The sequence below is a fragment of the Bradyrhizobium sp. genome, assembly GCF_028868675.1.
Classification (GTDB): domain Bacteria; phylum Pseudomonadota; class Alphaproteobacteria; order Rhizobiales; family Xanthobacteraceae; genus Bradyrhizobium.
This window is the reverse complement of the sequence record NZ_JAGWUA010000063.1, coordinates 1-22,712: the sequence shown is the minus strand read 5'-3', so window position 1 is coordinate 22,712 and position 22,712 is coordinate 1. Positions and strand designations below refer to the sequence as shown.

General features: G+C 66.5%; 19 protein-coding genes. 14 read left to right on the top strand and 5 right to left on the bottom strand.

The genetic code is table 11. From position 1 onward, the window contains the following. From KGM94_RS10805 to KGM94_RS10795, 3 genes are all read right to left on the bottom strand, one after another. Nucleotides 1-512: tripartite tricarboxylate transporter substrate-binding protein (locus tag KGM94_RS10805; RefSeq protein ID WP_300258170.1), on the bottom strand; the 512-nt coding region annotated here is incomplete at its 3' end. A 238-nt stretch (nt 513-750) separates the two neighbouring features. Then, a complete protein-coding gene (locus KGM94_RS10800) occupies nt 751-1,947 on the bottom strand; it encodes an ABC transporter substrate-binding protein (RefSeq protein ID WP_300258167.1) in 1,197 nt (398 codons plus the stop codon). A gap of 125 nt (nt 1,948-2,072) precedes the next feature. Further along, a complete protein-coding gene (locus tag KGM94_RS10795) occupies nt 2,073-2,966 on the bottom strand; it encodes a helix-turn-helix transcriptional regulator (RefSeq protein ID WP_300258166.1) in 894 nt (297 codons plus the stop codon). A gap of 89 nt (nt 2,967-3,055) precedes the next feature. On the opposite strand from KGM94_RS10795, the gene KGM94_RS10790 reads away from it, so the two are divergent. The 6 genes from KGM94_RS10790 (at nt 3,056) to KGM94_RS10765 (ending at nt 9,058) form a co-directional block, all read left to right on the top strand. Beyond that, on the top strand, nt 3,056-3,748 hold the full coding sequence (locus tag KGM94_RS10790) for an ABC transporter permease (protein WP_300258163.1): 693 nt from the start codon (nt 3,056-3,058) through the stop codon (nt 3,746-3,748). Nucleotides 3,749-3,750: 2 nt separating this feature from the next. Further along, nucleotides 3,751-4,473, top strand: coding sequence for an ATP-binding cassette domain-containing protein (locus KGM94_RS10785; RefSeq protein ID WP_300258160.1), 723 nt, complete (start codon nt 3,751-3,753; stop codon nt 4,471-4,473). 15 nt (nt 4,474-4,488) lie between these two features. Then, entirely contained in the window at nt 4,489-5,322 is an 834-nt protein-coding gene (locus KGM94_RS10780; protein ID WP_300258172.1) for an extracellular solute-binding protein, read from the top strand. A 54-nt stretch (nt 5,323-5,376) separates the two neighbouring features. Then, the gene (locus KGM94_RS10775; RefSeq protein WP_300258157.1) at nt 5,377-6,483 is read left to right on the top strand and encodes a molybdopterin-binding protein; all 1,107 of its coding nucleotides are present in this window, start codon (nt 5,377-5,379) and stop codon (nt 6,481-6,483) included. Nucleotides 6,484-6,496: 13 nt separating this feature from the next. Further along, complete coding sequence (locus KGM94_RS10770) at nt 6,497-8,440, top strand: molybdopterin biosynthesis protein (RefSeq protein WP_300258154.1); 1,944 nt, start codon at nt 6,497-6,499, stop codon at nt 8,438-8,440. 72 nt (nt 8,441-8,512) lie between these two features. Beyond that, nucleotides 8,513-9,058, top strand: coding sequence for an FAD-dependent monooxygenase (locus tag KGM94_RS10765; RefSeq protein WP_300258151.1), 546 nt, complete (start codon nt 8,513-8,515; stop codon nt 9,056-9,058). A 19-nt stretch (nt 9,059-9,077) separates the two neighbouring features. On the opposite strand, the gene mobA is transcribed toward KGM94_RS10765, so the two are convergent. After that, nucleotides 9,078-9,716 carry a molybdenum cofactor guanylyltransferase MobA gene (gene mobA / locus KGM94_RS10760; RefSeq protein WP_300258147.1) on the bottom strand — a complete coding sequence of 213 codons (639 nt, stop codon included), beginning with the start codon at nt 9,714-9,716 and terminating at the stop codon, nt 9,078-9,080. Continuing rightward, entirely contained in the window at nt 9,697-10,587 is an 891-nt protein-coding gene (fdhD, locus tag KGM94_RS10755) for a formate dehydrogenase accessory sulfurtransferase FdhD (protein ID WP_300258144.1), read from the bottom strand. Before fdhD ends, mobA begins: the two co-directional genes overlap by 20 nt. Before the next feature lie 248 nt (nt 10,588-10,835). Between fdhD and mobB the strand changes: the two genes are divergently transcribed. The 8 genes from mobB to KGM94_RS10715 form a co-directional block, all read left to right on the top strand. After that, nucleotides 10,836-11,363 carry a molybdopterin-guanine dinucleotide biosynthesis protein B gene (mobB, locus tag KGM94_RS10750; protein ID WP_300258140.1) on the top strand — a complete coding sequence of 176 codons (528 nt, stop codon included), beginning with the start codon at nt 10,836-10,838 and terminating at the stop codon, nt 11,361-11,363. 9 nt (nt 11,364-11,372) lie between these two features. Continuing rightward, the gene (glp, locus tag KGM94_RS10745; RefSeq protein ID WP_300258137.1) at nt 11,373-12,629 is read left to right on the top strand and encodes a gephyrin-like molybdotransferase Glp; all 1,257 of its coding nucleotides are present in this window, start codon (nt 11,373-11,375) and stop codon (nt 12,627-12,629) included. A 43-nt stretch (nt 12,630-12,672) separates the two neighbouring features. Beyond that, nucleotides 12,673-12,927 carry a sulfurtransferase TusA family protein gene (locus KGM94_RS10740; protein WP_300258134.1) on the top strand — a complete coding sequence of 85 codons (255 nt, stop codon included), beginning with the start codon at nt 12,673-12,675 and terminating at the stop codon, nt 12,925-12,927. A 128-nt stretch (nt 12,928-13,055) separates the two neighbouring features. Next, nucleotides 13,056-14,489: a sigma-54 dependent transcriptional regulator gene (locus KGM94_RS10735; protein ID WP_300258131.1), complete on the top strand. Its 1,434-nt coding sequence runs from the start codon at nt 13,056-13,058 to the stop codon at nt 14,487-14,489. Then, complete coding sequence (locus KGM94_RS10730; protein ID WP_300258128.1) at nt 14,482-16,503, top strand: cache domain-containing protein; 2,022 nt, start codon at nt 14,482-14,484, stop codon at nt 16,501-16,503. The genes KGM94_RS10735 and KGM94_RS10730 overlap by 8 nt, the downstream gene beginning before the upstream one ends. A gap of 368 nt (nt 16,504-16,871) precedes the next feature. Continuing rightward, a complete protein-coding gene (locus KGM94_RS10725) occupies nt 16,872-18,524 on the top strand; it encodes an OFA family MFS transporter (RefSeq protein ID WP_300258123.1) in 1,653 nt (550 codons plus the stop codon). A 403-nt stretch (nt 18,525-18,927) separates the two neighbouring features. Beyond that, nucleotides 18,928-20,631 carry an NADH-ubiquinone oxidoreductase-F iron-sulfur binding region domain-containing protein gene (locus KGM94_RS10720; RefSeq protein ID WP_300258120.1) on the top strand — a complete coding sequence of 568 codons (1,704 nt, stop codon included), beginning with the start codon at nt 18,928-18,930 and terminating at the stop codon, nt 20,629-20,631. Continuing rightward, nucleotides 20,628-22,712 (top strand): molybdopterin-dependent oxidoreductase (locus tag KGM94_RS10715; RefSeq protein ID WP_300258117.1); only part of this gene is annotated, 2,085 nt, incomplete at its 3' end. The genes KGM94_RS10720 and KGM94_RS10715, both read left to right, overlap by 4 nt.

Sequence of the window (22,712 nt, the reverse complement as noted above, 5' to 3'; positions counted from 1 at the left end):
GCCGACATGTGCACCGAGGTGCCGTTGCCGGAGGACGCGTAGGAGATCTTGCCGGGATTGGCCTTGCAGTAGTCGATGAATTCCTGGACGGTCTTCACCGGCATGGCGTTGGAGACCACCAGCATGTTGGTGAGCTGCATGATGCTCGCGACCGGCACGGTGTCGCGCAGGAAGTCGAACGGAAGCTTCTTGTAGAGCGAGGTCGAGATCGCGTTGTTGGGCGCGACGAACAGCAGCGTGTAGCCGTCGGGCGACGCGTTGATCGCGGCGGCGGCCGCGATGTTGCCGCCTGAGCCGGTGCGGTTCTCGACGATGAACTGCTGGCCGAGATGGTCCGACAGCCACTGCGCCATGATGCGCGACACGATGTCGACCGGGCCGCCGGCGGCAAAGCCGATCAGCCAGTGCACCGGGCGGTTCGGATAGTCGGCGGCGGAGGCGGGGACTTGCGGGCCGGCGAGACCGAGCAGGAAGACCAGGCCGAACAGCCCGTTGCGCAAAGATCGAAACATGACGCCCCCGTGTTTTGTTGTCGTTGGTCCCATGCTTCCATAAAATCCGGCCGCTGCCTATCCCGCGGCTCGTCGCGGGCGGCAGGGCTGCGCACAGGGCCGGCCCCATGAGACCTCGGCTGACGATCGCGATCTATTCCTATCCCGGGATGTTCGTGGCGCGGAGCGAATCGCGAGCAGCGTGTAGCGAATAGGGACGCGCCCTATTCGCCACGCCCTAATTCGCCATTCGCCAATGTCACTTCTTCACCAGCGCACACGCCGGATCGGGCGGGCCGAACGCCTTACTGCCGGAAATGGTGGAGAGGATCTTGTAATAGTCCCACGGATATTTGCTCTCGGCCGGCGACTTCACCTGCACCAGCCAGAGATCGTGCACCATCAGGTTGTCCTCGCGCAGCCTGCCGTGGCGGGCGAAGAAGTCCTCGATCGGCTTCTCGCGCATCTTTGCTGCGACCTTGAGCGGGTCGTCGGTGCCGGTATCCTTGATCGCCTGCAGATAATGCCTCACCGACGAATAGACGCCGGCCTGCCACATGGTCGGCATCCGGTTCATCTTGGCGAAGTAGCGCTTGGACCATTCGCGGGTCTTGTCGTCCATGTCCCAGTAGAAGGACGTGGTCAGCAGCAGGCCTTGCGCGGCAGGAAGGCCGATGCCGTGGATGTCGGTGATCAGCGCGAGCAGCGCCGCCATCTGCTGGCCGCCCTTGAACACGCCGAACTCGGCGCCGGTCTTGATCTCGTTCATGTTGTTGGGGGGACCTGCGGCAATGCCGATGATCTTGGCCTTGGAGGACTGCGCCTGCAGCACGAAGGAGGACAGATCGGGGGTCGCGAGCGGCGGCCTGACCGAGCCGAGCACCTTGCCGCCGTTGGCGGTGACGATCGCCGAGGCGTCGCGCTCCAGCGAATGGCCGAAGGCGTAGTCGTCGGTGATGAAGAACCAACTGTCGCCGCCACGTTTCACCACCGCATCCGCCGTGCCGACCGCAAGCGCGCGGGTGTCGAACACCCACTGGATGGCGTAGGGCGAGCAGAACTTGCCGTGGAAGTCGGCCGTGCCGGTCGAATGGGTGATGAACAGCTTCTGCTTCTCGTTGGCGATGTTCTGCACCGCGAGGCCCACCGCGGACACCGGCACGTCGACGATGAGGTCGACCTGCTCGACGTCGTACCAGCGGCGCGCCAGCGCGGCGCCGATGTCGGCCTTCAACTGGTGGTCGCCGACCACGACGGAGATCGGCTTGCCGAGTACGGTGCCGCCGAAATCGTCGATCGCCATCTGCGCCGCCGTCACCGAGCCCTGGCCGGTCGGCGTCGAGGCGGGGCCGTTCATGTCGGTGAGCACGCCGATCTTGACGACGTCGTCGGACACCTGCGCCGAGGCCGGTGCCGACAGCAGCGCCGCCGCCGCCAGCGCGGCAACGGCAGACACACTTGTTCTGGCTGGATTCACGCTTGTCCTCCCCTGGGCGGCTCGTTGGCCGCCGTTGCTTGGGCCGGGCGAAGCCGGCCGAATTGGTTTCTTTTGCAACTATTCGGGGGTGGGCGTCAACGCCATCAGGCCGAGAACCGGATTTGCCCCGCGGGCGAGGGATCGTAGCCGGTCAGTTCCTCGGCACGCTGCCGCAGCCGCTTCTCGCTCAGGAACCTGACCAGCGCCTGCAGCGGGGGCTGGAAATAGCTGCGCTGCCGCATCGCGAGATCGAAGTTCTCCCAGAGCAGGGGCACGAAATCGAGGCCTGCAGCCCGGGCCGCCGCCCGCGTCGCCACGCCGCAATCGGCGTGCCCATTGCGGACCGCGGCCGCGAGGTCGGGACCGGTGAGGCAGGGCGCGTCGAGCCGGCGCAGATCCCTAGGCGAAGCGCCCGTGCGCTTCAAGAGCACGTCGAGCAGCATTTGCGCGCCGGCGCCTTGCTGCCGCAGCGCCATCTTCGCGCCCAGCGTAAGCACGTCGGGCAGGCTGCGCAGCCGCTTCGGATTGCCTGCCGGCAGCAGCAGGCCCTGCTCGCGGCGCACCATGCCGACCAGCACCACGTCATGCAGGTCGGGTGCGCTGCGCACCGCCGCGACATTGGCGTCGTGGGCGAGATTGTCGGAAGCATCGAGGCTGTGGAAATGCACGGCCGCCGCCGTCACCTCGTTGCGCTGCAGCCGCTCGAGACCGCGCGCGGTGCCCTCGTTCAGCCAGGCGAGCCCCGAGCCGGATTCGCGCAAGCTCCATTCCAGCAGGTCGTCCTGGCTGCCGCCCACGATCGGCGGCGGCTCGCCGGCCAGCATGCCGGCCGGCCGGGCCAGCCCTGCGAGCACCCAGAGATCGAGCTCATGCCGGGGAAACAGCCACTTCCCGGTCACCTTGCTGCAGGGGATGGCACCTGTGGTGACGAGCTCGTAGAGCTTGCGCTCACCCAGCCGCAGGTAGTCCGCCGCTTCACTGGTCGTTAAGAATTCCATTTTGCATTCTCATGCATACGCTTGTTTCTTTTTTTGGCATTTGACGCAGCTTGGAATTTCTGCAGTTCGATGTAGGTTCCGAGGGGACCATGCCCGATCATCTCAGTGCTTTGCAACTCATCCTGAATGCCGACCCCACGCTCCTGGCCATCGTGCAGTTGTCGCTGAGCGTCAGTCTTGCAGCGGTTGCGCTCGCGGCAGCAATCGGCATGCCGATCGGCGCATTGCTGGCGCTGACCCACTTTCCGGGACGCGCAATTCTCGTGGTCCTGCTCAACGCCATGATGGGGCTGCCGCCGGTCGTGGTCGGGCTTGCGCTCTATCTGTTGCTGTCGCGCTCCGGCCCGCTCGGCGAACTCGGCATCCTGTTCACGCCGACCGCGATGGTGCTGGCCCAGACGGTCCTGATCGTGCCGATCATCGCCGCGCTGACGCGGCAGACGGTCGAGGATCTTTGGATCGAGTATCGTGACGAACTCGGCGCCATGGATGTCGGCGCGCTCGGCCGCATGACCACTTTGTTGTGGGATGCGCGCTTCAGTCTGCTCACGGCGCTGCTCGCCGGTTTCGGCCGCGCCGCGGCCGAAGTCGGCGCGGTCATGATCGTCGGCGGCAATATCGACGGCTTTACCCGGACCATGACGACCGCCGTGGCGCTCGAGACGTCCAAGGGCAATCTGCCGCTCGCGATGGGCTTGGGCGCGATCCTGATCGTCATCGTGCTCGCGATCAACGCGGCGGCCTGGGGCACGAGGGTCTGGTCGCAGCGGGTGACGGGTTGATCATGCGTGCACCGGTCAGCGACTTGCCCCTGGTGCTCGACGACGTCTCGCTGCAGGCGGGGGCGACTGCGATTCTCGACCGCATCAGCCTCACCATTGCGCCGGGCGCGCCGACCCTGTTCATCGGCCCCAACGGCTCCGGCAAGACCAGCCTGCTGCGGCTGTGCATGGGACTGGCGAAGCCCACGGGCGGCCGCATCAGCTGGGGCGGCCGGAGCGATCCGACGCCGACGCGCCGCGCCTTCGTGTTTCAGCGCCCGGTGATGTTGCGACGAACTGCCGCAGCCAACGTGACCTACGCCCTCGCACAGGCGGGTGAGCCGCGCGCCCGGCGGGGCGAACGCGCCGTCGCCTTGCTCGAGCGCGTCGGGCTGGCCGACCTCGCCGATCGCCCGGCGCGGCTGTTGTCCGGTGGCGAGCAGCAGCGGCTGGCGCTGGCGCGGGCGCTGGCGCGCGATCCGCAGATCCTGCTGCTGGACGAGCCGACCGCCAGCCTCGATCCGGCCGCCACGCGCGCGGTCGAGGAGATCGTGCTGAGCGCAGCGCAGTCCGGCATCAAGATCGCGATGGCCTCGCACGATCTCGGCCAGGTCAGGCGGCTTGCGGGTGAGGTGGTGTTTCTCGCTCGGGGGGCGCTGTGCGAGCGCGCCGCGGCCAGCGATTTCTTCGATCACCCGTCGACGCCGGAAGCGCGCGCCTTCCTGCGCGGCGATCTCGTCATCTGAATCGGGAGCATGTCCATGATCTTTCGCCGCTCGTTCGTCGCCATCGCGATGCTGCTCGGCATCGCCGCCGTGTGCCGGCCGTCATTCGCCGACGATCGCTCGATCGTCGTGGCCTCGACGACATCGACACAGGATTCCGGCCTGTTCGGCTATCTGCTGCCGATCTTCAAGGCGAAAACCGGCATCGAGGTGAAGGTGATCGCGCAAGGCACCGGGCAGGCGCTCGACACCGCGCGGAGAGGCGACGCCGATGTCGTGTTCGTGCACGCCAAGGCGCAGGAAGAGAAATTCCTTGCCGAAGGCTTTGGCGTCAAGCGCTTCGACGTCATGTACAACGACTTCGTGCTGATCGGGCCGAAGAGCGATCCGGCCGGCGTCAAGGGGCGCGACATCGAAGCCGCCTTGAAGACGATCCAGGCCAAGGGCGCGCCGTTCGTCTCGCGCGGCGACCGCTCCGGCACGCATGCGGCCGAGCTTGCGCTCTGGAAGCAGGCCGGCGTCGACATCGCCGCCGCCAAGGGTCCCTGGTATCGCGAGATCGGCCAGGGCATGGGGGCGGCGCTCAATACCGCGAGTGCGATGAACGGCTACGTGCTGTCCGATCGCGGCACCTGGATCTCGTTCAAGAATCGCGGCGACCTCGACGTCGTGGTCGAAGGCGACAAGCGGCTGTTCAACCAGTATGGCGTGATGCTGGTGAACCCGGAGAAACATCCGACCGTGAAGAAGGAGCTGGGGCAGGCCTTCGTCGACTGGGTGATTTCCCCGGAAGGACAGGCGGCGATCGCCGCTTACGAGATCGGGGGCCAGCAGCTGTTCTTCCCGGACGCCGACAAGAAGGGCAGCTGACCGCGGAATCTTGGGCAGTTGCCAAACCTTGCGCTGCATGGTCCACCATGGCGCATGACCCAGTGCCTGCCGCCATTGCTGACGCCGCTCGACACCGCGCTTGTGCGGCTGCTGGGCGGGCTCGATTCGGTCGCGCCGATCGAACTGCCGCTCGCTGATGCGCGTGGTTGCGTTGCGGCCGAGATGCCGCCGCTTGCGGCCTGTCCGCCGCACGATATTGCCGCGGTTGATGGCTGGGCGCTGTCTGCCGGCGATGTCGTCGGCGCGTCCTCCTATTCGCCGGCGCAGTTGGCGGCCTTGCCGGCCTGGGTCGAAGCCGGCGATGCCATGCCGTCCGGGTGCGATTGTGTGCTCGATGCCGCCGCGGTCGACACGTCAGGCCCGATCGCCGAAGTGCTGGCGGACGGAGTTCCAGGGCGGGGCGTGCGGCGTGCGGGTAGCGACCATGCCGGCGGCAAGCCGGTCGTTGCTGCCGGACTTGAAATCCGAACGCATCACCTCCTGCTTGCGCGCGCTGCCGGGCTGAAGACATTGAGCGTGCGCCGGCCGCGGCTTCGCCTGGTCAACGTGCCTGGGGGGACGGCGACCGCCGCTGTGATCGCGGAGCTGGCCCGTACGGCTGGTGCGGATGCCATCGTCGTCGAGGCAAGAGCGCGCGATGCCGAGTCGGTCGCGGATGCTGCCGATTCCGTCGCCTGCGACCTGCTGCTCACGATCGGTGGCAGCGGTCCCGGCCGCTGCGACGCGACCGTCGCCGCACTCTCCGAGTGCGGCGAGTTGCTCGCCCACGGCATTGCGCTGCATCCGGGAAAGACCACGGCCTTGGGAAGAATTGGAACGGTGCCTGTGATCGCATTGCCGGGATCGCCCGACCAGGCGCTGGCGGCATGGCTCGCCCTCGCGCTTCCGCTGCTCGATCGCCTGTCGGGGCGCCAGTCGCGAAAGCCCGTGAGCCTGCCGCTGGCGCGCAAGGTCGCGTCCGGCGTCGGCATCGCCGAACTCGCATTGCTGGCGAACGACCGCGGCACATGGCTGCCGCTCGCCGCCGGCGACCTGCCGCTCCAGGCGATCGCGCGCGCCGATGCATGGCTGCTCGTCCCGGCCAACAGCGAAGGCTTTGCTGCAGGCGCGGCCGTCGATGCCTATTTGATGTGGGAATGATATGGGTTTTGGCATGACCATCGTCCCGCAGCCCCAGGCCGGCCTCGACCAGGAGCAGTTCCTCACCATCCTGTCGCGCGAGGAGGCGGTGAGGCGTTTCGAGGCCGCATTGTTCCCGCGTGCCGTCCCGAGCGAGGTGCGCAGGCTCGCCGAGGCGCTCGGCTGCGTGCTCGCCGAGGACGTCGCGGCGCCGATCGACGTGCCGCCGTTCGATCGCTCCAATGTCGACGGCTTTGCCGTGCGCTCGGCCGATCTCGCCGCCGCTGGCGAAGCCTCGCCCGTGCGTCTCGTGCTGAATGGCGAGATCATTGCGTGCGGCATCGCGCCGACGCAGCAGGTCGCGCCTTGTACGGCCACGACGATTGCGACCGGCGGTCCGCTGCCGCGCGGGGCCGATGCCGTCGTCATGGTCGAGCACACCCAGCCCGCGGGGCCGCGCGCGATCGAGGTCCGTCGCGCCGCTTCGCCCGGGCAGTTCGTCTCCCATGCCGGATCCGACATCGCGCGCGGCGAGGCGCTGTTGCGCGCCGGCACCGTCGTCGGCTCGCGCGAGATCGGCATGCTGGCGGCCTGCGGCGTCGCCGAGGTCAAGGTCGCGCGCAAGCCGCGCGTTGCCGTCGTCTCGACCGGCGACGAGCTGGTGCAGCCGGGTCATCCGCTGCCGCCCGCGGCGATCTACGACACCAACGGCGCGATCGTCGTGGCCGCGATCGACGAGAACGGCGGTGAGGCAACTTTTTTCGGCGCGATCCCCGATGATGAAACAAGGCTCGAAGCCGCAATGCGCACGGCGCTGGCGCAGGCCGACATGCTCGTGCTGTCGGGCGGTACCTCGAAAGGCGCGGGCGACCTCTCTCACCGTATCATCGGTCGACTCGGCAAACCCGGCATTGTCGCGCACGGCGTGGCGCTCAAGCCCGGCAAGCCGCTCTGCCTCGCAGTCTGCGACGGCAAGCCGGTGGTGATCCTGCCGGGCTTTCCGACCTCGGCGATGTTCACCTTCCACGACATGATCGTGCCGGTGCTGCGGCGGATGGCCGGCCTGCCGCTGCGCTCCGATGCCAAGGTGAGCGCGAAGGTGCCGGTGCGCATCGCTTCCGAGCTCGGCCGTACCGAATTCGTCATGGTTTCGCTGGTCGAGGGCCGCGACGGATTGATCGCCTATCCTTCCGGCAAAGGCTCCGGCGCGATTACGTCCTTTGCACAGGCCGATGGGTTCCTGCGCATCGACGCGCTCGCCGACCAGCTGCCGGCTGGCGCCGAGACCGAGGTGACGCTGTTCACGCCGCACGTGCGCGTGCCCGACCTCGTCATCATCGGCAGCCATTGCACCGGCCTCGATCTCGTCACCGCACCCTTGTCGCGCGCGGGCCTCAGCGTGCGCTCGATCGCGGTGGGCAGCCTCGGTGGGCTCGCGGCCGCGCGTCGCGGAGAATGCGATCTGGCGCCGATCCATCTGTTCGACGACAGGAGCGAGACCTACAACACGCCCTTCCTCGCCGAAGGGCTGGAACTCGTGCCGGGCTGGCGGCGTATGCAGGGCATCGTGTTCCGCAAGGGCGACACGCGTTTTGAAGGCGCGAGCGCTAGAGAGGCGGTTGCCGCAGCGCTGGTCGATCCCGCCTGCATCATGGTCAACCGCAACCAGGGAGCGGGGACCCGCATCCTGATCGACCGCCTGCTCGGCGGCGCACGGCCGGAGGGCTACTGGAATCAGCCGAGGTCGCACAATGCCGTTGCGGCTGCGGTGGCGCAGCATCGCGCCGACTGGGGCATGACCATTGCGCCGGTTGCCCACGCCGCAGGCCTCGGTTTCATTCCGCTGGCGGAAGAGCATTATGACTTTGCGCTGGTGACGGCGCGCAGGCAGCGTCCGGCAGTGCAGGCCTTCCTGGAAGCGCTCGGCTCGGATGAAAGCCGCGCGGCTCTCGCGCGCGCCGGATTCCGGCCGGCATGACCGGACAATGACGCGGGCGAAACGATCGCGCGCGGAAGCAGGTGGGAAAACGCGATGGCAAGGCCGCTATAGGTGGCGATTGTCGGTGCGGGGATGGGCGGGCTTGCGGCTGCTGCGACCCTGCGGCGCGTCGGCATCGGCGTCCTGGTGTATGAACAGGCGTCGCAATTCGCCCGGATCGGCGCCGGCATCCAGGTCGGCTGCAATGCAATGAAGGTGCTGCGCCAGCTCGGACTCGAAGCCCGCATGCGCAGCCAGTCCTTCTATCCGCGCTCCTGGAACAATCGTGACTGGCGCACCGGCGACGTCAAGTTCGACATGATCTTCGGCGAGAGCGGAGCAAAAGGTTCGGTGCGCCCTATCTGCTTGCGCACCCTGGCGACTTGCACGCGGCCCTGGCCAGTGCCGTGCCGGTGGAGTGCGTCAGGCTCAATCGCAGGCTGGTCGGGCTCAATGAGACCGGTGTCGCCGACGCATTTCGCCGCTTCGAGGGCGACGCGCAAGGAACGGACCACGCGGGTGCAGGAGACCTCGCGGGCGAACGTCCGGCTCAGGGAGCGAACCGACGCGAGCTGGGTCTATGGCTACGACGCCTGGACTGCGCCGTTGGCGGCCTGAGCGGTTTGCCGGATCACGCTCAGGCCGCGTCCAGCGCCGCCAGCCGTTCTGCTTCCGCGATGTCTTCCACGGTGTTCGCGTTGAAGAACGGATCGACCGGATCGGTCGGCCAGGCCACCGTGGCGAGGCGGTAGCGGGCGGTCCAGCGGTCGATCTTGCGGACGTCCTCGACGGTCAGCGCGTGGCGCAGCGCCTCGCGCAGATCGACCCGCCACAACCCGATCACCGGATGCGACTGTCCGTCCGAGGCCGCGACCGCGAGTTCGGCGTTCTCTTTCGCGCGCGCGGAGTGCAGCCGCGCGACGAGATCGCGCGGCAGGAACGGGCAATCGGCGGCAGCGCTCAGCACCCAAGCGATGCCGGGCTGGTTCGCCGCGGTCCAGTCCAGCGCTGCGAGGATGCCGGCGAGCGGCCCCGGAAAGTCCGGCACGTCGTCGGCAATGACGGGAAGGCCGAATGCGGCGAAGCGGGCGGGATCGCCGTTGGCGTTGAGGATCAACCCGTCGCACTGCGGTTCGAGGCGCGCGATCACGCGCTCCAGGATGGTGCGGCCGCCGATGGTGCGCATCGGCTTGTCGCCGCCGCCCATGCGCCGCGCCAGCCCGCCGGCGAGCAGCACGCCCTGGGTGGGCGGAATCTCAGTCGTCACCGCCCTCACCCTTGCGCTTGTGCCTGGCCGACTCCTCCTCGACGTAAGCGAGGTTCTGGTCGTAGACGATGCGTTCCTCGCCCGACAGTGCGATGAAGCGTTTTCCGCGCGTGCGCCCGATCAGCGTCAGCCCGACCTGGCGCGCGAGATCGACGCCCCAGGCGGTGAAGCCGGAGCGCGACACCAGGATCGGAATGCCCATGCGCACCGTCTTGATCACCATCTCCGAGGTCAGGCGTCCCGTGGTGTAGAGGATCTTGTCGGCAGGATCGACGCCGTGGCGGTACATCCATCCCGCGATCTTGTCGACCGCGTTGTGGCGGCCGACGTCCTCGGTGTAGCACAGCGGCGCGCCCTCCTTGCAGAGCACACAGCCGTGAATGGCGCCGGCCTCCAGATAGAGCGACGGCATGGTGTTGATCGTCTGGGTCATCTGGTAGAGCCAGGAGGTGCGCAGCTCCGCTTTCGGCAGCGCCACGCTCTCGACGGCCTCCAGCAGATCGCCGAACGCAGTGCCTTGCGCGCAGCCCGAGGTCTGGGTGCGCTTCTTCAGCTTGGTTTCGAAATTGGTGTGATGCGCGGTGCGCACGACGACGACCTGCAGGTCGTCGTCGTATTCGACCTCGGTGACCTCGTCACTATATTTCAGCATGTTCTGGTTGAGCAGGTAGCCCAGCGCCAGATATTCCGGATAGTCGCCGATCGTCATCATGGTGACGATCTCCTGGGCGTTCAAGTAGAGCGTCAGCGGCCGTTCCATCGGCACCCTGATCTCGACCTTGGCGCCGGTCTGGTCGGTCCCGGTGACGCTTTGGGTCAGCCGGGAATCGTCCGGGTTCGGGACGATCAGGGGTACCGGGGCTTTCTCGATCTTCATCATGGCCGGGACGTTAGCATGACATTCGGCTCCAGCCGATATAAGCATGTCGGGGAATAAGGGAAATGCTGCCCGTCATTGCGAGCCAACGGGTCCGCGCGAAGCGCGGCCCGATGACAGGCTCCGCGAAGCAATCCGGAAGTGCGTCCGCGGCGACAGCCTGGATTGCTTCGTAGCTTCGCTCCTCGCAATGACGGCGGAGAGGTGAGCGATTCCATCGGCATCGAGCCGATCGCGGAAATGGATGCGGAATGAAAGTGATTGGCCTTGCGGGATGGAGCGGTGCGGGCAAGACCACGCTCTTGACGCGCCTGATCCCGTATTTCGCCGGGCAGGGCCTGCGCGTCTCCGTCATCAAGCATGCCCATCACCGGTTCGACATCGACGTGCCCGGCAAGGATTCCTGGCGGCACCGCGAGGCGGGCGCGGCCGAGGTGCTGATATCGTCGCAGAACCGTTGGGCGCTGATGCACGAATTGCGTGGCGCGGAGGAGCCCCGGCTGTCGGAATTGCTGGACAAGCTGTTGCCGGTCGATCTCGTCGTGGTCGAGGGTTTCAAGCGCGAGCGGCTTCGCAAGATCGAGGTGCATCGCGCAGCCAACGGCAAGCCACTGCTTCATCCCGACGACCCCGGGATCGTCGGGATAGCCACCGATGCTTCCATTGAAACAGGATTGCCGACCGTTCGTCTCGACGACATTCCGGCCGTGGCTGCGCTGGCGCTGCGCTCGGCGATGCCGATCGAGCAGGCGATGACGCAAGCTGCCGTGACGCACTGACGAGGGATCATGGCGCAACTCTCAGACGATTGCTTTGCCTTCGGCGGACCGATGATGTCGGTCGACGAGGCCGTCGGTCTGATCGCGACCCGCGTCAATGCGGTGACGGAGATCGAGAGCGTCGCTTTGGTCGATGCCGACGGCCGGGTGCTCGCGCGCGACGTCGCAGCACCCCTGCCGCTGCCCCCCTTCACCAATTCCGCCGTGGATGGCTATGCGGTGCGCAACGCGGATTTGCCGCAAGGCGAGGAGCGTGCCTTCCCGCTTGCAGACCGCATCCCGGCCGGCGGCGGGGCGAAGGCGCCGGTCGCGCCCGGACAGGCCGTGCGCATCTTCACGGGCGCGCCGATGCCGCCGGATGCCGGGACCGTCTTCATGCAGGAAGACGTTCGCATCGACGAAGGCGGCGACGTCGTTCTGCCGCCGGGGTTGAAGCCGGGAGCGAATGTCCGTCCGGCAGGCGAAGACATTCCGGAAGGCCATGTCGCGTTGCGCAGGGGACAGCGGCTGCGGCCGCAGCATGTGGCGCTCGCTGCCGCATTCGGACTGACCGGCCTGGACGTCGGCAGACGCCTTCGCGTCGCGGTGTTCTCGACCGGTGACGAGCTGGCCTCGCCCGGAGCGCCGCGCGCCGGCTCGCAACTCTTCGACTCCAACCGCTTCATGCTGATGGCGATGCTCCGCCGGCTCGGCTGCGAGGTTTTCGATCTCGGCATCCTGCGCGACGATCGTAGTTCGCTTGCGAGCGGGCTGAAGCGGGTAGCGGGCGGACATGACCTGATCCTCACCACCGGCGGCGTGTCGACCGGCGAGGAGGATCACGTCAGGGCTGCCGTTGAGGGCATGGGCAAGCTCGTGCTGTGGCGCATGGCGATCAAGCCCGGCCGCCCGGTCGCGATGGGGATCATCGACGGCACGCCGCTGATCGGGCTGCCGGGCAACCCCGTCGCGAGCTTCGTCACCTTCGTGCATGTGGTGCGTCCCACCGTGCTGGCGCTTGCCGGCAGCCTGCCGGAGCCGCTGGTTCCGATGCCAGTGCGCGCGGCCTTCACTTACAGGAAGAAGGCGGGCCGCCGCGAATATGTCCGCGTCTCCCTGGCGAGAGCGCAGGACGGCACGCTGGAAGCGGTCAAGTTTCCGCGCGAGGGTGCCGGGTTGTTGTCGTCGCTGGTCGACACCGACGGGCTCGTCGAGCTCGGCGAGGCCATGACGCTGGTCGAGCCGGGCCAAAGCGTCGGCTTCCTCGCCTATGCCGGCCTGATCTGAGGCTCACATTGACGCGGTCATCATGCCCCGCCATGTTGCGCCCATGACGACAAGAACGACTCTCGATCTCACGGGGCTGAAATGCCCGTTGCCGGCGCTGAAGACGCGCAAGGCGCTCAGGCCGTTGCAGGCGGGCGATCAGCTCGAGGTCCACTGCACCGATCCGCTGTCGGTGATCGACATTCCGAACCTTGTCCGCGAGACCGGCGACAGGGTGGAGATCACCGAGCGCAGCAATGCCAGGATCGTGTTCCTGATCGAGAAGGCGGATCATCCGATAGCCAAGCCGAATGTCTAGCTTCGCGACGTCTGGTTGACGTGTAAAACGGAAGCCTCCCCGGGGCCGCCGGTCGGCAGCCCTAGTTCGCTGCAGCGCGAAAATGCGGATCGTTGCGGCCGCTGCCGATTGGACCAAAGACTTCCGTCATGACCTTCCCATCATCGAAGGTGAGCGCCCCGGCGGCTCCTGCTGCAAGCAGGGACGGCGCCATCAAGGTCGGCAAGACGGCCGGCGTCCCGGAATTTGGCGCCCTTGCACAGGCCTCGATCCTGATCGTCGATGACGAGCCGGGCATGCGCAATTTCCTGGTGCGCACGCTGGCTCCTCGCTGCAAGCTCGTAGACGAGGCCGCCGACACCGACCAGGCCTCGCGCAAGCTCGATTCCAACCGCTACGACGTCGTCATCCTCGACAACATCATGCCGGGCAAGAACGGGGTCGACTGGCTGGCCGAGCAGCGCGCCGTCGGCTTTTTCGCCGACGCGATCCTGATCACGGCCTACGCCGATCTCGATACGGCGATCCAGGCGTTGCGCGCCGGAGCGGTCGATTTCGTGCTCAAGCCGTTTCGCTCCAACCAGATCCTCAATGCGGTGGCGCGCTGCCTCGACCGCGTCCGGCTGCAGCGCGAGAACTTCGTGCTGCGTTACGCCCTGCGCGCCTCGTCCGACCGCACCTTCCTGCGCGACAATCTGATCGGGGAATCGACGGCGGCGCGCCGCGTGCGGGAAACCGTGGCGCGGGTCGCGCCCCTGCCGACCTCGGTGCTTCTTACCGGCGAATCCGGCACGGGCAAGGAAGTCGCGGCGCGCTCGATCCACTCGCTGTCCGATCGCGCCGACAAGCCCTTCGTTCCGGTGAACTGCGCGGCCATCCCGCCCGACATGATCGAGGCGGAGCTGTTCGGGCACATCAAGGGTGCCTTCACCGGCGCGGACAGCGGGCGCGACGGCCTGTTCCTCTATGCGCATGGCGGCACGCTGTTTCTCGACGAGATCGGCGAACTGCCGCCACCGATGCAGAGCAAGCTGCTGCGCGTGCTCGAAGACCGCCGCGTCCGGCCCGTCGGTGCGGAACGCGAGGTTCCCGTCGATCTGCGCTTCATCTTTGCGACCAACGCCGATCTGCAGAAGCAGGTCGAGAAAGGGCGGTTCCGCGCCGATCTGTTCTACCGGCTGAACGTGATGCAAATCCATCTGCCGCCGCTGAAGGATCGCGGTGACGACGTTCAGGAGCTCGCGGAGATATTCATGGGCAAGCTTTCGGTGCAGCTCGGCATGCCGCCGGTTGCGATCGAGGGCTCGATCCGGGCGGCGCTGGCAACCTACGACTGGCCGGGCAACGTGCGCGAGCTGCGCAACCTGATCGAGCGTACGCTGATCCTCGGCGCATTTCCGGACGACTTTGCCGGACCGCGGGACGACGGCCATGCTGCGCCCGTCGACAGCCTGGCCGATCTGGAGCGGCGGCACATTCTCGCCGTGCTGAAGGAGGTCAACGGCAATCGCGAGGAGGCGGCGCGCCGGCTGGGCATCTCGCGCAAGACCATCGATCGCAAATTCGCGCTGTGGAATGTCTGATCCTGCGGGCCGCACCGGCGAGGTCGGAGGACGTTCGGTCCGCTTCCGGCTGCTGGCGATCGCACTCCTGCCGATGCTGGTGATCCTGCCGCTGCTGCTCGGGGTTGCCATCTATCGCTGGAACGCCAAGTTCGACGCGGCCCTGATTTCCAAGGTGAATGGCGATCTCACCATCGCCCACCAGTACCTGGCCCGCATGCTCGAGAAGACCGGCGTCCAGATGCGCGCGCTCAGTGCGTCTGCCCGGTTCCGCGACGTCGTGGCCCAGGACGGGTCCGGCTCCCTCAGCGACCTGCTCGATGAGGCCCGCAAGGAGATCGGCCTCGACTTTCTCTACTTGACGAACGGCAAGGGGGATATCCTGGCATCGTCACCGGCGCTGCAGCGCCGGCCGCGGCAGGACTGGCCCATCGTCGCCGCAGCGCTGTCGGGCCAGGCTCCGACGACGGGCGTCGACATCTTCGCCAATGACGAGCTCGCGGCGATTTCGCCCGCGCTCGCCGAACGCGCGATGCTCGAACTGGTGCCGACGCCGAACGCCGTGCCGACCGACCGCAGCGCGGAGACCCAGGGCATGGTGGTGCACGCGGCGAGCCGGGCGACGTTGCCCGATGGCGGAACGGCGGCGCTCGTCGGCGGCATCCTGCTCAACCAGAATCTGGACTTCATCGATACGATCAACGACCTCGTCTATCGCGCGGCCAGCCTGCCGGAGGGTAGCAAGGGAACCGCGACGCTGTTCCTCGACGACGTGCGCATCAGCACGAATGTCAGGCTGTTCGAAGGGCGGCGGGCGCTCGGGACGCGCGTCTCGGCGGCCGTGCGATCCGCCGTGCTCGGCGACGGACATACGTGGCTCGACAGCGCCTTCGTGGTCAACGACTGGTACATCTCGGCCTATGAGCCGCTCGTCGACACCTACGGCAAGCGCGTCGGCATGCTCTATGTCGGTTTCCTTGAGAAGCCGTTCAGCGACGCCAAGTACCAGACCCTGCTCATCATCATCACGGCCTTCATCGCGATCACGGGCGCCACCGTTCCGATCTTCCTGCGCTGGGCGAGCTCGGTCTTCATGCCGCTGGAGCGCATGACGGCGACGATCGCGGAAGTGGAGAGGGGCAATCTCGCCGCCCGCACCGAGATGACCGTCTCCGGCGACGAGATCGGCCGCGTCGCCGTCCATCTCGACAGCCTGCTCGACCAGATCCAGGAGCGGGATCGGCAGCTGCGCACCTGGAACGAGGAGTTGAATGCGCGCGTGCGGGAGCGGACGCGGGATCTCGAGCACGCCAATCTGAAGCTCGAGGCGACCACCAAGCAGCTCATCATGTCGGAGAAGCTCGCCGCAATCGGCGAGATCACCGCCGGCGTTGCCCACGAGATCAACAATCCGATCGCGGTCATGCAGGGCAATCTCGACGTCATCCGCAGCGTCATCGGCGCCGACGCCGACAAGGTGAAGGTCGAGTTCCGGCTGCTCGACGAGCAGATCCATCGCATCAGCCAGATCGTGACCAAGCTGCTGCAGTTTGCAAGACCTGAGGAATATGCCGGCTATGTCGAGCGCCATGCGGCCGCGAGCATCATCTCCGACTGCCTGCCGCTGGTCCAGCATCTCCTGAACAAGACGGCCATCGCCGTGGTGAGGGACGACCGGGCGAGCCGCCTGGTCCTGATGAACCGCACCGAGCTGCAGCAGGTGCTCGTCAACCTCATCGTCAACGCGATCCACGCCATGCCCGACGGCGGTACGCTTGGCCTGCGCTCCTTCGATGCCGAGCGCGACGGCAGTCCGGGGGTTGCCGTCGAGGTGTCCGACACCGGCGTGGGAATGGGCGCCGACGTCATCGAGAAAATCTTCGATCCGTTCTTCACGACGAAGCGGCGGCAGGGGACCGGGCTTGGCCTGTCGATCAGCCAGACGTTGATCAAGCGCCAGGGCGGGCAGATCACGGCGGAAAGCCGGGTCGGCGCGGGAAGCACGTTTACGGTCTGGCTACCGGAGGCGAGCTGACGGACATTCTGTCCGCGACGTCCGGACAATTTGTCCGCGCGCGGTATGCCGTCCTGCAGCAAGTGGTTGATTTTCCGAGGTGCGCTTGTTGGCACACGGGTTGCTCCTTCACGGGCAAGAACGTTGAGGGGGGATGGGGGCCGATCGTCTTCGGTTGCTGCTGGGTGCGCGAGGGGACATCGCCGCGCTCCGGACAAATCCACTTCGACAACAATCTCGATCGGTCGTGAGCGCAGCCTCGATGCGCCGACGTGCCGGTCTGCGCAGTTCTCTCAAAGGCAGCCGGGGAGGCGGCTGCCTTTCGACTCGAGTCCGACCGATCTGAAACTGATGTGCCCGGCAAGGCCACGAAACTGGAGGTAATGCCTATGACGACTGCCGACACTGCACTTGCACCGTCCGGTGCTCTCAGCATTTTCGATCGTGAGCACACGATCGCAAAGGCTGGCTTCAACCGCTGGCTGGTGCCGCCGGCAGCTCTCTGCATCCATCTCTGCATCGGCATGGCCTATGGCTTCTCGGTATTCTGGCTGCCGCTGTCGCGGGCGGTCGGCATCACGCAGTCGAAGGCGTGCCCCGACATGTCGCTCTGGGGCGAACTGTTCACCACGACTTGCGATTGGAAGGTCGCGAGCCTCGGCTGGATGTTCACGCTGTTCTTCGTCCTGCTCGGCGTCTCCGCTGCGATCTGGGGCGGTTGGCTCGAGCGTTCCGGTCCGCGCAAGGCCGGCGCGGTGGCGGCCTGCTGCTGGGGCGGTGGCCTCCTGATCGGCGCCTTCGGCATCTACGTCCATCAGCTCTGGATCATGTGGCTGGGTGCCGGCGTGATCGGCGGCGTCGGCCTCGGTCTCGGCTACATCTCGCCGGTATCGACCCTGATCAAATGGTTCCCGGACCGCCGCGGCATGGCGACCGGCATGGCCATCATGGGCTTCGGCGGCGGCGCGATGATCGGTGCGCCTCTGGCAAACCTGCTGATAAACCATTTCAAGACGCCGGGTTCGGTCGGCGTCTGGGAAACCTTCGTCGCGATGGGCGTCATCTACTTCGTGTTCATGATGATCGGCGCCTTTGCCTATCGCGTGACGCCGCCCGGCTGGCAGCCCGAGGGCTGGACGCCGCCGAGCGAGAAGAAGTCGATGATCACCGAGCATAACGTGCATCTGCGGGATGCGCACAAGACGCCGCAATTCTGGCTGATCTGGTGGGTGCTCTGCTTGAACGTGTCCGCCGGCATCGGCGTGATCGGCATGGCTTCGCCGATGCTGCAGGAAATCTTCGCAGGCAAGCTGATCGGCCACCCCGAATTGGCCTTCGGTCAGCTCTCGGTCGAGCAGAAGACCGTCATCGCCGGCATCGCCGCCGGCTTCGCCGGTCTGCTGTCGCTGTTCAACATCGGCGGCCGGTTCTTCTGGGCGTCGCTGTCGGATCATATCGGCCGCAAGAACACCTACTACACGTTCTTCCTGCTGGGTATTGCGCTCTACGCGCTCGCCCCGACCTTCGCCGCGATGGGCTCGAAAGTGCTCTTCGTGCTCGGCTTCGGCATCATCCTGTCGATGTATGGCGGCGGGTTCTCGACGGTGCCGGCCTATCTCGCCGACATGTTCGGAACCCAGTTCGTCGGCGCCATCCATGGCCGGCTGCTAACGGCATGGTCGACCGCCGGCATCATCGGCCCGGTGGTGGTGAACTACATCCGCGAGTTCCAGCTCGCCGCGGGCGTTCCCCGCGACAAGCTCTACGACACCACCATGTACATCCTGTGCGCGATGCTGATCGCAGGCCTGATCTGCAACTACCTGATCAAGCCGGTCGATCCGAAGTGGAACATGAGCGCGGAGGAGGTCGCCAAGCTGCAGGCGGCGAACGCCAAGAGCGACGCGGCGATCAAGCATGGCTCGTTCGGCATCGGCACGGGCGGGCTCGACGCCAGGGCCGCGCTGTTCTGGGCCTTCGTCGGCATCCCGCTCGCCTGGGGCGTGTGGAAGACGCTGGAGAGCGCGGTCAAGATTCTCTGACCGCGTCGCGATTTGCTGCGGGACGCGCGCGCCTGCCTTGCGCGCGTCCCGCGGCGTCGCCGCCTTCGACCAATCGCAAACCTGTCGCGGGCGCATTCCGGTTCGCGTCCGCGCGAGGCGCGGCCATGTCCGGAACGTTGACGGTCGAGGGGCATTGGCTCCATGCCCCCGGCTGTCCCGGAGTCGATATGTCTTCGCTATCGCAGCATAGGACGCCTTTATTGATCTCGGATTCAATTCGCGGTTTGGTCGCGATGGCCGAATGCCCCGGGCGCGCGAATGATCGGCAGCAGGATCAACCGCGCCATCCCGCTTAACTGCTTCTCTGGACGCGATAAATCGCTTGGCATCTGGCATGCCAAGGTTTAGTCTCCGGCCAGACATGAGGGAACGAGACGCATCGATGAGTCACGACGTGCATGAGGTCCGCTCGTTCGAGCATCCGGGCGAAGGACGTCGGCGGGCCAAGGCCACGCCAAAAGGCCGCCAGATCGACCCGACCGCCGCGCATGAGATCGAGCAACTGCTTGGCGACCAGCCGCGGCGGCGCGACCTGCTCATCGAACATCTGCACCTGATCCAGGACAGATATCACCAGATCTCGGCTGCGCATCTCGCCGCGCTGGCCGACGAGATGAAACTGTCCTTCGCCGAGGTGTTCGAGACCGCGACCTTCTACGCGCATTTCGACGTGGTGAAGGAAGGCGAGCCCGATATCGCTCCGCTCACCATCCGCGTCTGCGATTCGCTGACCTGTACGATGATGGGGGCTGAAAAGCTGCTCGATGACCTGCAGAGTTCGGCCGGTCCCGCGATCCGCGTCGTGCGCGCGCCCTGTGTCGGCTTCTGCGACAGCGCGCCAGTCGCGGAGGTCGGGCATCGCTATGTGCTCGAGGCGACCAAGGATGAGGTGCTCGAGACCGCCGGTCGCGGCGAGACCCATCCCATCATTCCGGCCTATGTCGACTATGACGCGTATGTGAAGGATGGCGGCTACAAGCTGCTCGGCGATCTTCGCGCGGGACGCATCAGCAAGGAGGACGTTCTCAAAGTCCTCGACGATTCCAGTCTTCGCGGGCTGGGTGGCGCCGGCTTCCCCACCGGGCGCAAATGGCGTGCGGTGCTCGGCGAGCCGGGACCACGGCTCCTTGCGGTCAATGCCGACGAGGGCGAACCCGGCACGTTCAAGGACCGCTTCTATCTGCTTCGCGACGTGCATCGCTTCCTCGAGGGTACGCTGATCGCTGCGCACGTGATCGATGCGGCAGACGTCTACATCTACCTGCGTGACGAATATCCGGCGGCGCACAAGCTGCTCCCGATCGAGATCGCGAAGCTGCCGCCGGGCGGGCCGACCATTCACCTGCGGCGCGGGGCCGGCGCCTATATCTGCGGTGAGGAGTCTGCGCTGCTCGAGAGCATCGAAGGCAAGCGCGGCCTACCCCGGCACAAGCCGCCTTATCCCTTCCAGGTCGGCCTGTTCGGCCTGCCGACGCTGATCAACAACCTGGAGACACTGTTCTGGGTGCGCGACCTCGTCGAGAGGGGGCCGTCCTGGTGGACGTCGCAGGGGCGCAACGGCCGCCACGGTCTGCGCAGCTACTCGGTCTCCGGCCGCGTGAAGCAGCCCGGCGTCAAGCTCGCGCCGGCGGGGCTCACGATCCGCGAACTGATCGACGAATATTGCGGCGGCATGGCTGACGGTCATACGTTCTATGCCTATCTGCCCGGCGGCGCCTCCGGCGGCATCCTGCCGGCCGCGATGGACGACATCCCGCTCGATTTCGGCACGCTGGAAAAATACGGCTGCTTCATCGGCTCGGCGGCGATCGTGATCCTGTCGCAAGCCGACAGCGTGAAGGCGGCGGCGCTGAACCTGATGCGCTTCTTCGAGGACGAGAGCTGCGGCCAGTGCACGCCTTGCCGCGTCGGCACCCAGAAGGCTGCGCTTCTGATGCAGAAGCCGGTCTGGAACCAGGCGTTGCTGGAGGAATTGAGCCAGGCGATGCGCGATGCCTCGATCTGCGGTCTCGGACAGGCGGCATCCAACCCGCTCACCTCAGTGATGAAATATTTCCCTGACGCGTTCAAGGAAGCGGCCGAATGACCAGGATTACGTTCGAACTCGACGGCAAGCAGGTCGAGGCCAGTCCCGGCGAAACCATCTGGCAGGTGGCCAGGCGCCAGGGGCGCGAGATCCCGCATCTCTGCCATTCGCCGGCGCCGGATTATCGGCCCGACGGCAATTGCCGCGCCTGCATGGTCGAGATCGAAGGCGAGCGCGTGCTCGCCGCCTCCTGCAAGCGTACGCCCTCGGTCGGCATGAAAGTGAAGACGGAAAGCAGCCGCGCCGTCGCCGCGCAAAAGATGGTGATAGAGCTGCTCGTCGCCGACCAGCCCGCGCGCGCGACGTCGCACGATCCGGATTCGAAGTTCTGGCACTGGGCCGAGAAGACCGGCGTCACCGAGAGCCGCTTTCCCGCGGCCGAGCGCTGGAGCGGCGATGCCAGCCATCCGGCGATGCGCGTCAATCTCGACGCCTGCATCCAGTGCGGCCTGTGCGTGCGCGCCTGCCGCGAGGTGCAGGTCAACGACGTCATCGGCATGGCCTACCGCAATGCCGACGCCAAGATCGTGTTCGACTTCGACGACCCCATGGGCGAGTCCACCTGCGTGGCCTGCGGCGAATGCGTGCAGGCCTGCCCGACCGGCGCGCTGATGCCGGCCGTGATGCTGGACGAGGCGCAGACCCGCGTCACCTATGCCGACAGGAAGGTGGATTCGCTCTGCCCGTTCTGCGGCGTCGGCTGCCAGGTCACCTACCAGGTCAAGGACGAGAAGGTGATCTACGCGGAAGGCCGCGACGGCCCCGCCAATCACAACCGCCTCTGCGTCAAGGGCCGCTTCGGCTTCGACTACATCCACCACCCGCATCGTCTGACGAAGCCGCTGGTGCGGTTGCCCAATGCGAAGAAGGACGCCAACGACCAGGTCGATCCGGCCAATCCCTTCACCCATTTCCGCGAGGCGTCGTGGGAGGAAGCCCTCGACATCGCCGCCAAGGGGCTGGTGAAGATTCGCGATGTCAGCGGCGTGAAGGCGCTCGCGGGTTTCGGCTCGGCCAAGGGCTCCAATGAAGAGGCCTATCTGTTCCAAAAGCTGGTGCGGACCGGCTTCGGCTCCAACAACGTCGACCACTGCACGAGGTTGTGCCATGCCTCGTCCGTCGCGGCGCTGTTCGAAGGATTGAGCTCGGGCGCCGTGTCGGCGCCCTTTGCGGCGGCGCTCGATGCCGAGGTCATCATCGTGATCGGCGCCAATCCGACCGTGAACCATCCGGTCGCCGCGACCTTCATCAAGAATGCGGCCAAGAAGGGCGCCAAGCTGATCGTGATGGATCCGCGCCGTCAGACGCTGTCGCGCCACGCCCACCGGCATCTCCAATTCAAGCCGGGCAGCGACGTTGCGATGCTGAACGCGATGATCAACACGATCATCACGGAGGGGCTGACCGACGAGCAGTACATCGCGGGTTATACCGAGGGCTATGACGAGCTGAAGGCCAGGATCCAGGAGTTCACGCCGGAGAAAATGGCGCCGATCTGCGGCATTCCCGCCGAGACCCTGCGCGAGGTGGCGCGGATGTATGCTCGCGCAAAATCCTCGATCATCTTCTGGGGCATGGGTATCAGCCAGCACGTCCACGGCACCGACAATGCGCGCTGCCTCATCGCGCTCGCGCTGATCACCGGCCAGGTCGGCCGTCCCGGCACCGGGCTGCATCCGCTGCGCGGCCAGAACAACGTGCAGGGCGCCTCCGACGCCGGCCTGATCCCGATGTTCCTGCCGGACTACCAGCCGGTCGGCCGCGTCGACCTGCGCGGCAAGTTCGAGGAGAACTGGCAGAAGACGCTCGATCCGGTCCGCGGCCTCACCGTGGTCGAGATCATGAACGCGATCCACGCCGGCGAGATCAAGGGCATGTACATCGAGGGCGAGAATCCCGCGATGTCCGACCCCGACCTGCAGCACGCGCGCGAGGCGCTGGCGAAACTCGATCACCTCGTGGTGCAGGATCTCTTCGTCACCGAAACCGCGTTCCACGCCGACGTCATCCTGCCGGCTTCGGCCTTCGCCGAAAAGGACGGCTCCTTCACCAACACCGACCGGCGCGTGCAGCTCGCGCGC

Excerpts from the sequence above, each read along its gene's own strand:
- KGM94_RS10795 (WP_300258166.1), bottom strand. The coding sequence starts at position 2,966 with ATGGAATTCTTAACGACCAGTGAAGCGGCGGACTACCTGCGGCTGGGT.
- KGM94_RS10790 (WP_300258163.1), top strand. The coding sequence starts at position 3,056 with ATGCCCGATCATCTCAGTGCTTTGCAACTCATCCTGAATGCCGACCCC.
- KGM94_RS10785 (WP_300258160.1), top strand. The coding sequence starts at position 3,751 with ATGCGTGCACCGGTCAGCGACTTGCCCCTGGTGCTCGACGACGTCTCG.
- KGM94_RS10780 (WP_300258172.1), top strand. The coding sequence starts at position 4,489 with ATGATCTTTCGCCGCTCGTTCGTCGCCATCGCGATGCTGCTCGGCATC.
- KGM94_RS10775 (WP_300258157.1), top strand. The coding sequence starts at position 5,377 with ATGACCCAGTGCCTGCCGCCATTGCTGACGCCGCTCGACACCGCGCTT.
- KGM94_RS10770 (WP_300258154.1), top strand. The coding sequence starts at position 6,497 with ATGACCATCGTCCCGCAGCCCCAGGCCGGCCTCGACCAGGAGCAGTTC.
- fdhD (WP_300258144.1), bottom strand. The coding sequence starts at position 10,587 with ATGATGAAGATCGAGAAAGCCCCGGTACCCCTGATCGTCCCGAACCCG.
- mobB (WP_300258140.1), top strand. The coding sequence starts at position 10,836 with ATGAAAGTGATTGGCCTTGCGGGATGGAGCGGTGCGGGCAAGACCACG.
- glp (WP_300258137.1), top strand. The coding sequence starts at position 11,373 with ATGGCGCAACTCTCAGACGATTGCTTTGCCTTCGGCGGACCGATGATG.
- KGM94_RS10740 (WP_300258134.1), top strand. The coding sequence starts at position 12,673 with ATGACGACAAGAACGACTCTCGATCTCACGGGGCTGAAATGCCCGTTG.
- KGM94_RS10735 (WP_300258131.1), top strand. The coding sequence starts at position 13,056 with ATGACCTTCCCATCATCGAAGGTGAGCGCCCCGGCGGCTCCTGCTGCA.
- KGM94_RS10730 (WP_300258128.1), top strand. The coding sequence starts at position 14,482 with ATGTCTGATCCTGCGGGCCGCACCGGCGAGGTCGGAGGACGTTCGGTC.
- KGM94_RS10725 (WP_300258123.1), top strand. The coding sequence starts at position 16,872 with ATGACGACTGCCGACACTGCACTTGCACCGTCCGGTGCTCTCAGCATT.
- KGM94_RS10720 (WP_300258120.1), top strand. The coding sequence starts at position 18,928 with ATGAGTCACGACGTGCATGAGGTCCGCTCGTTCGAGCATCCGGGCGAA.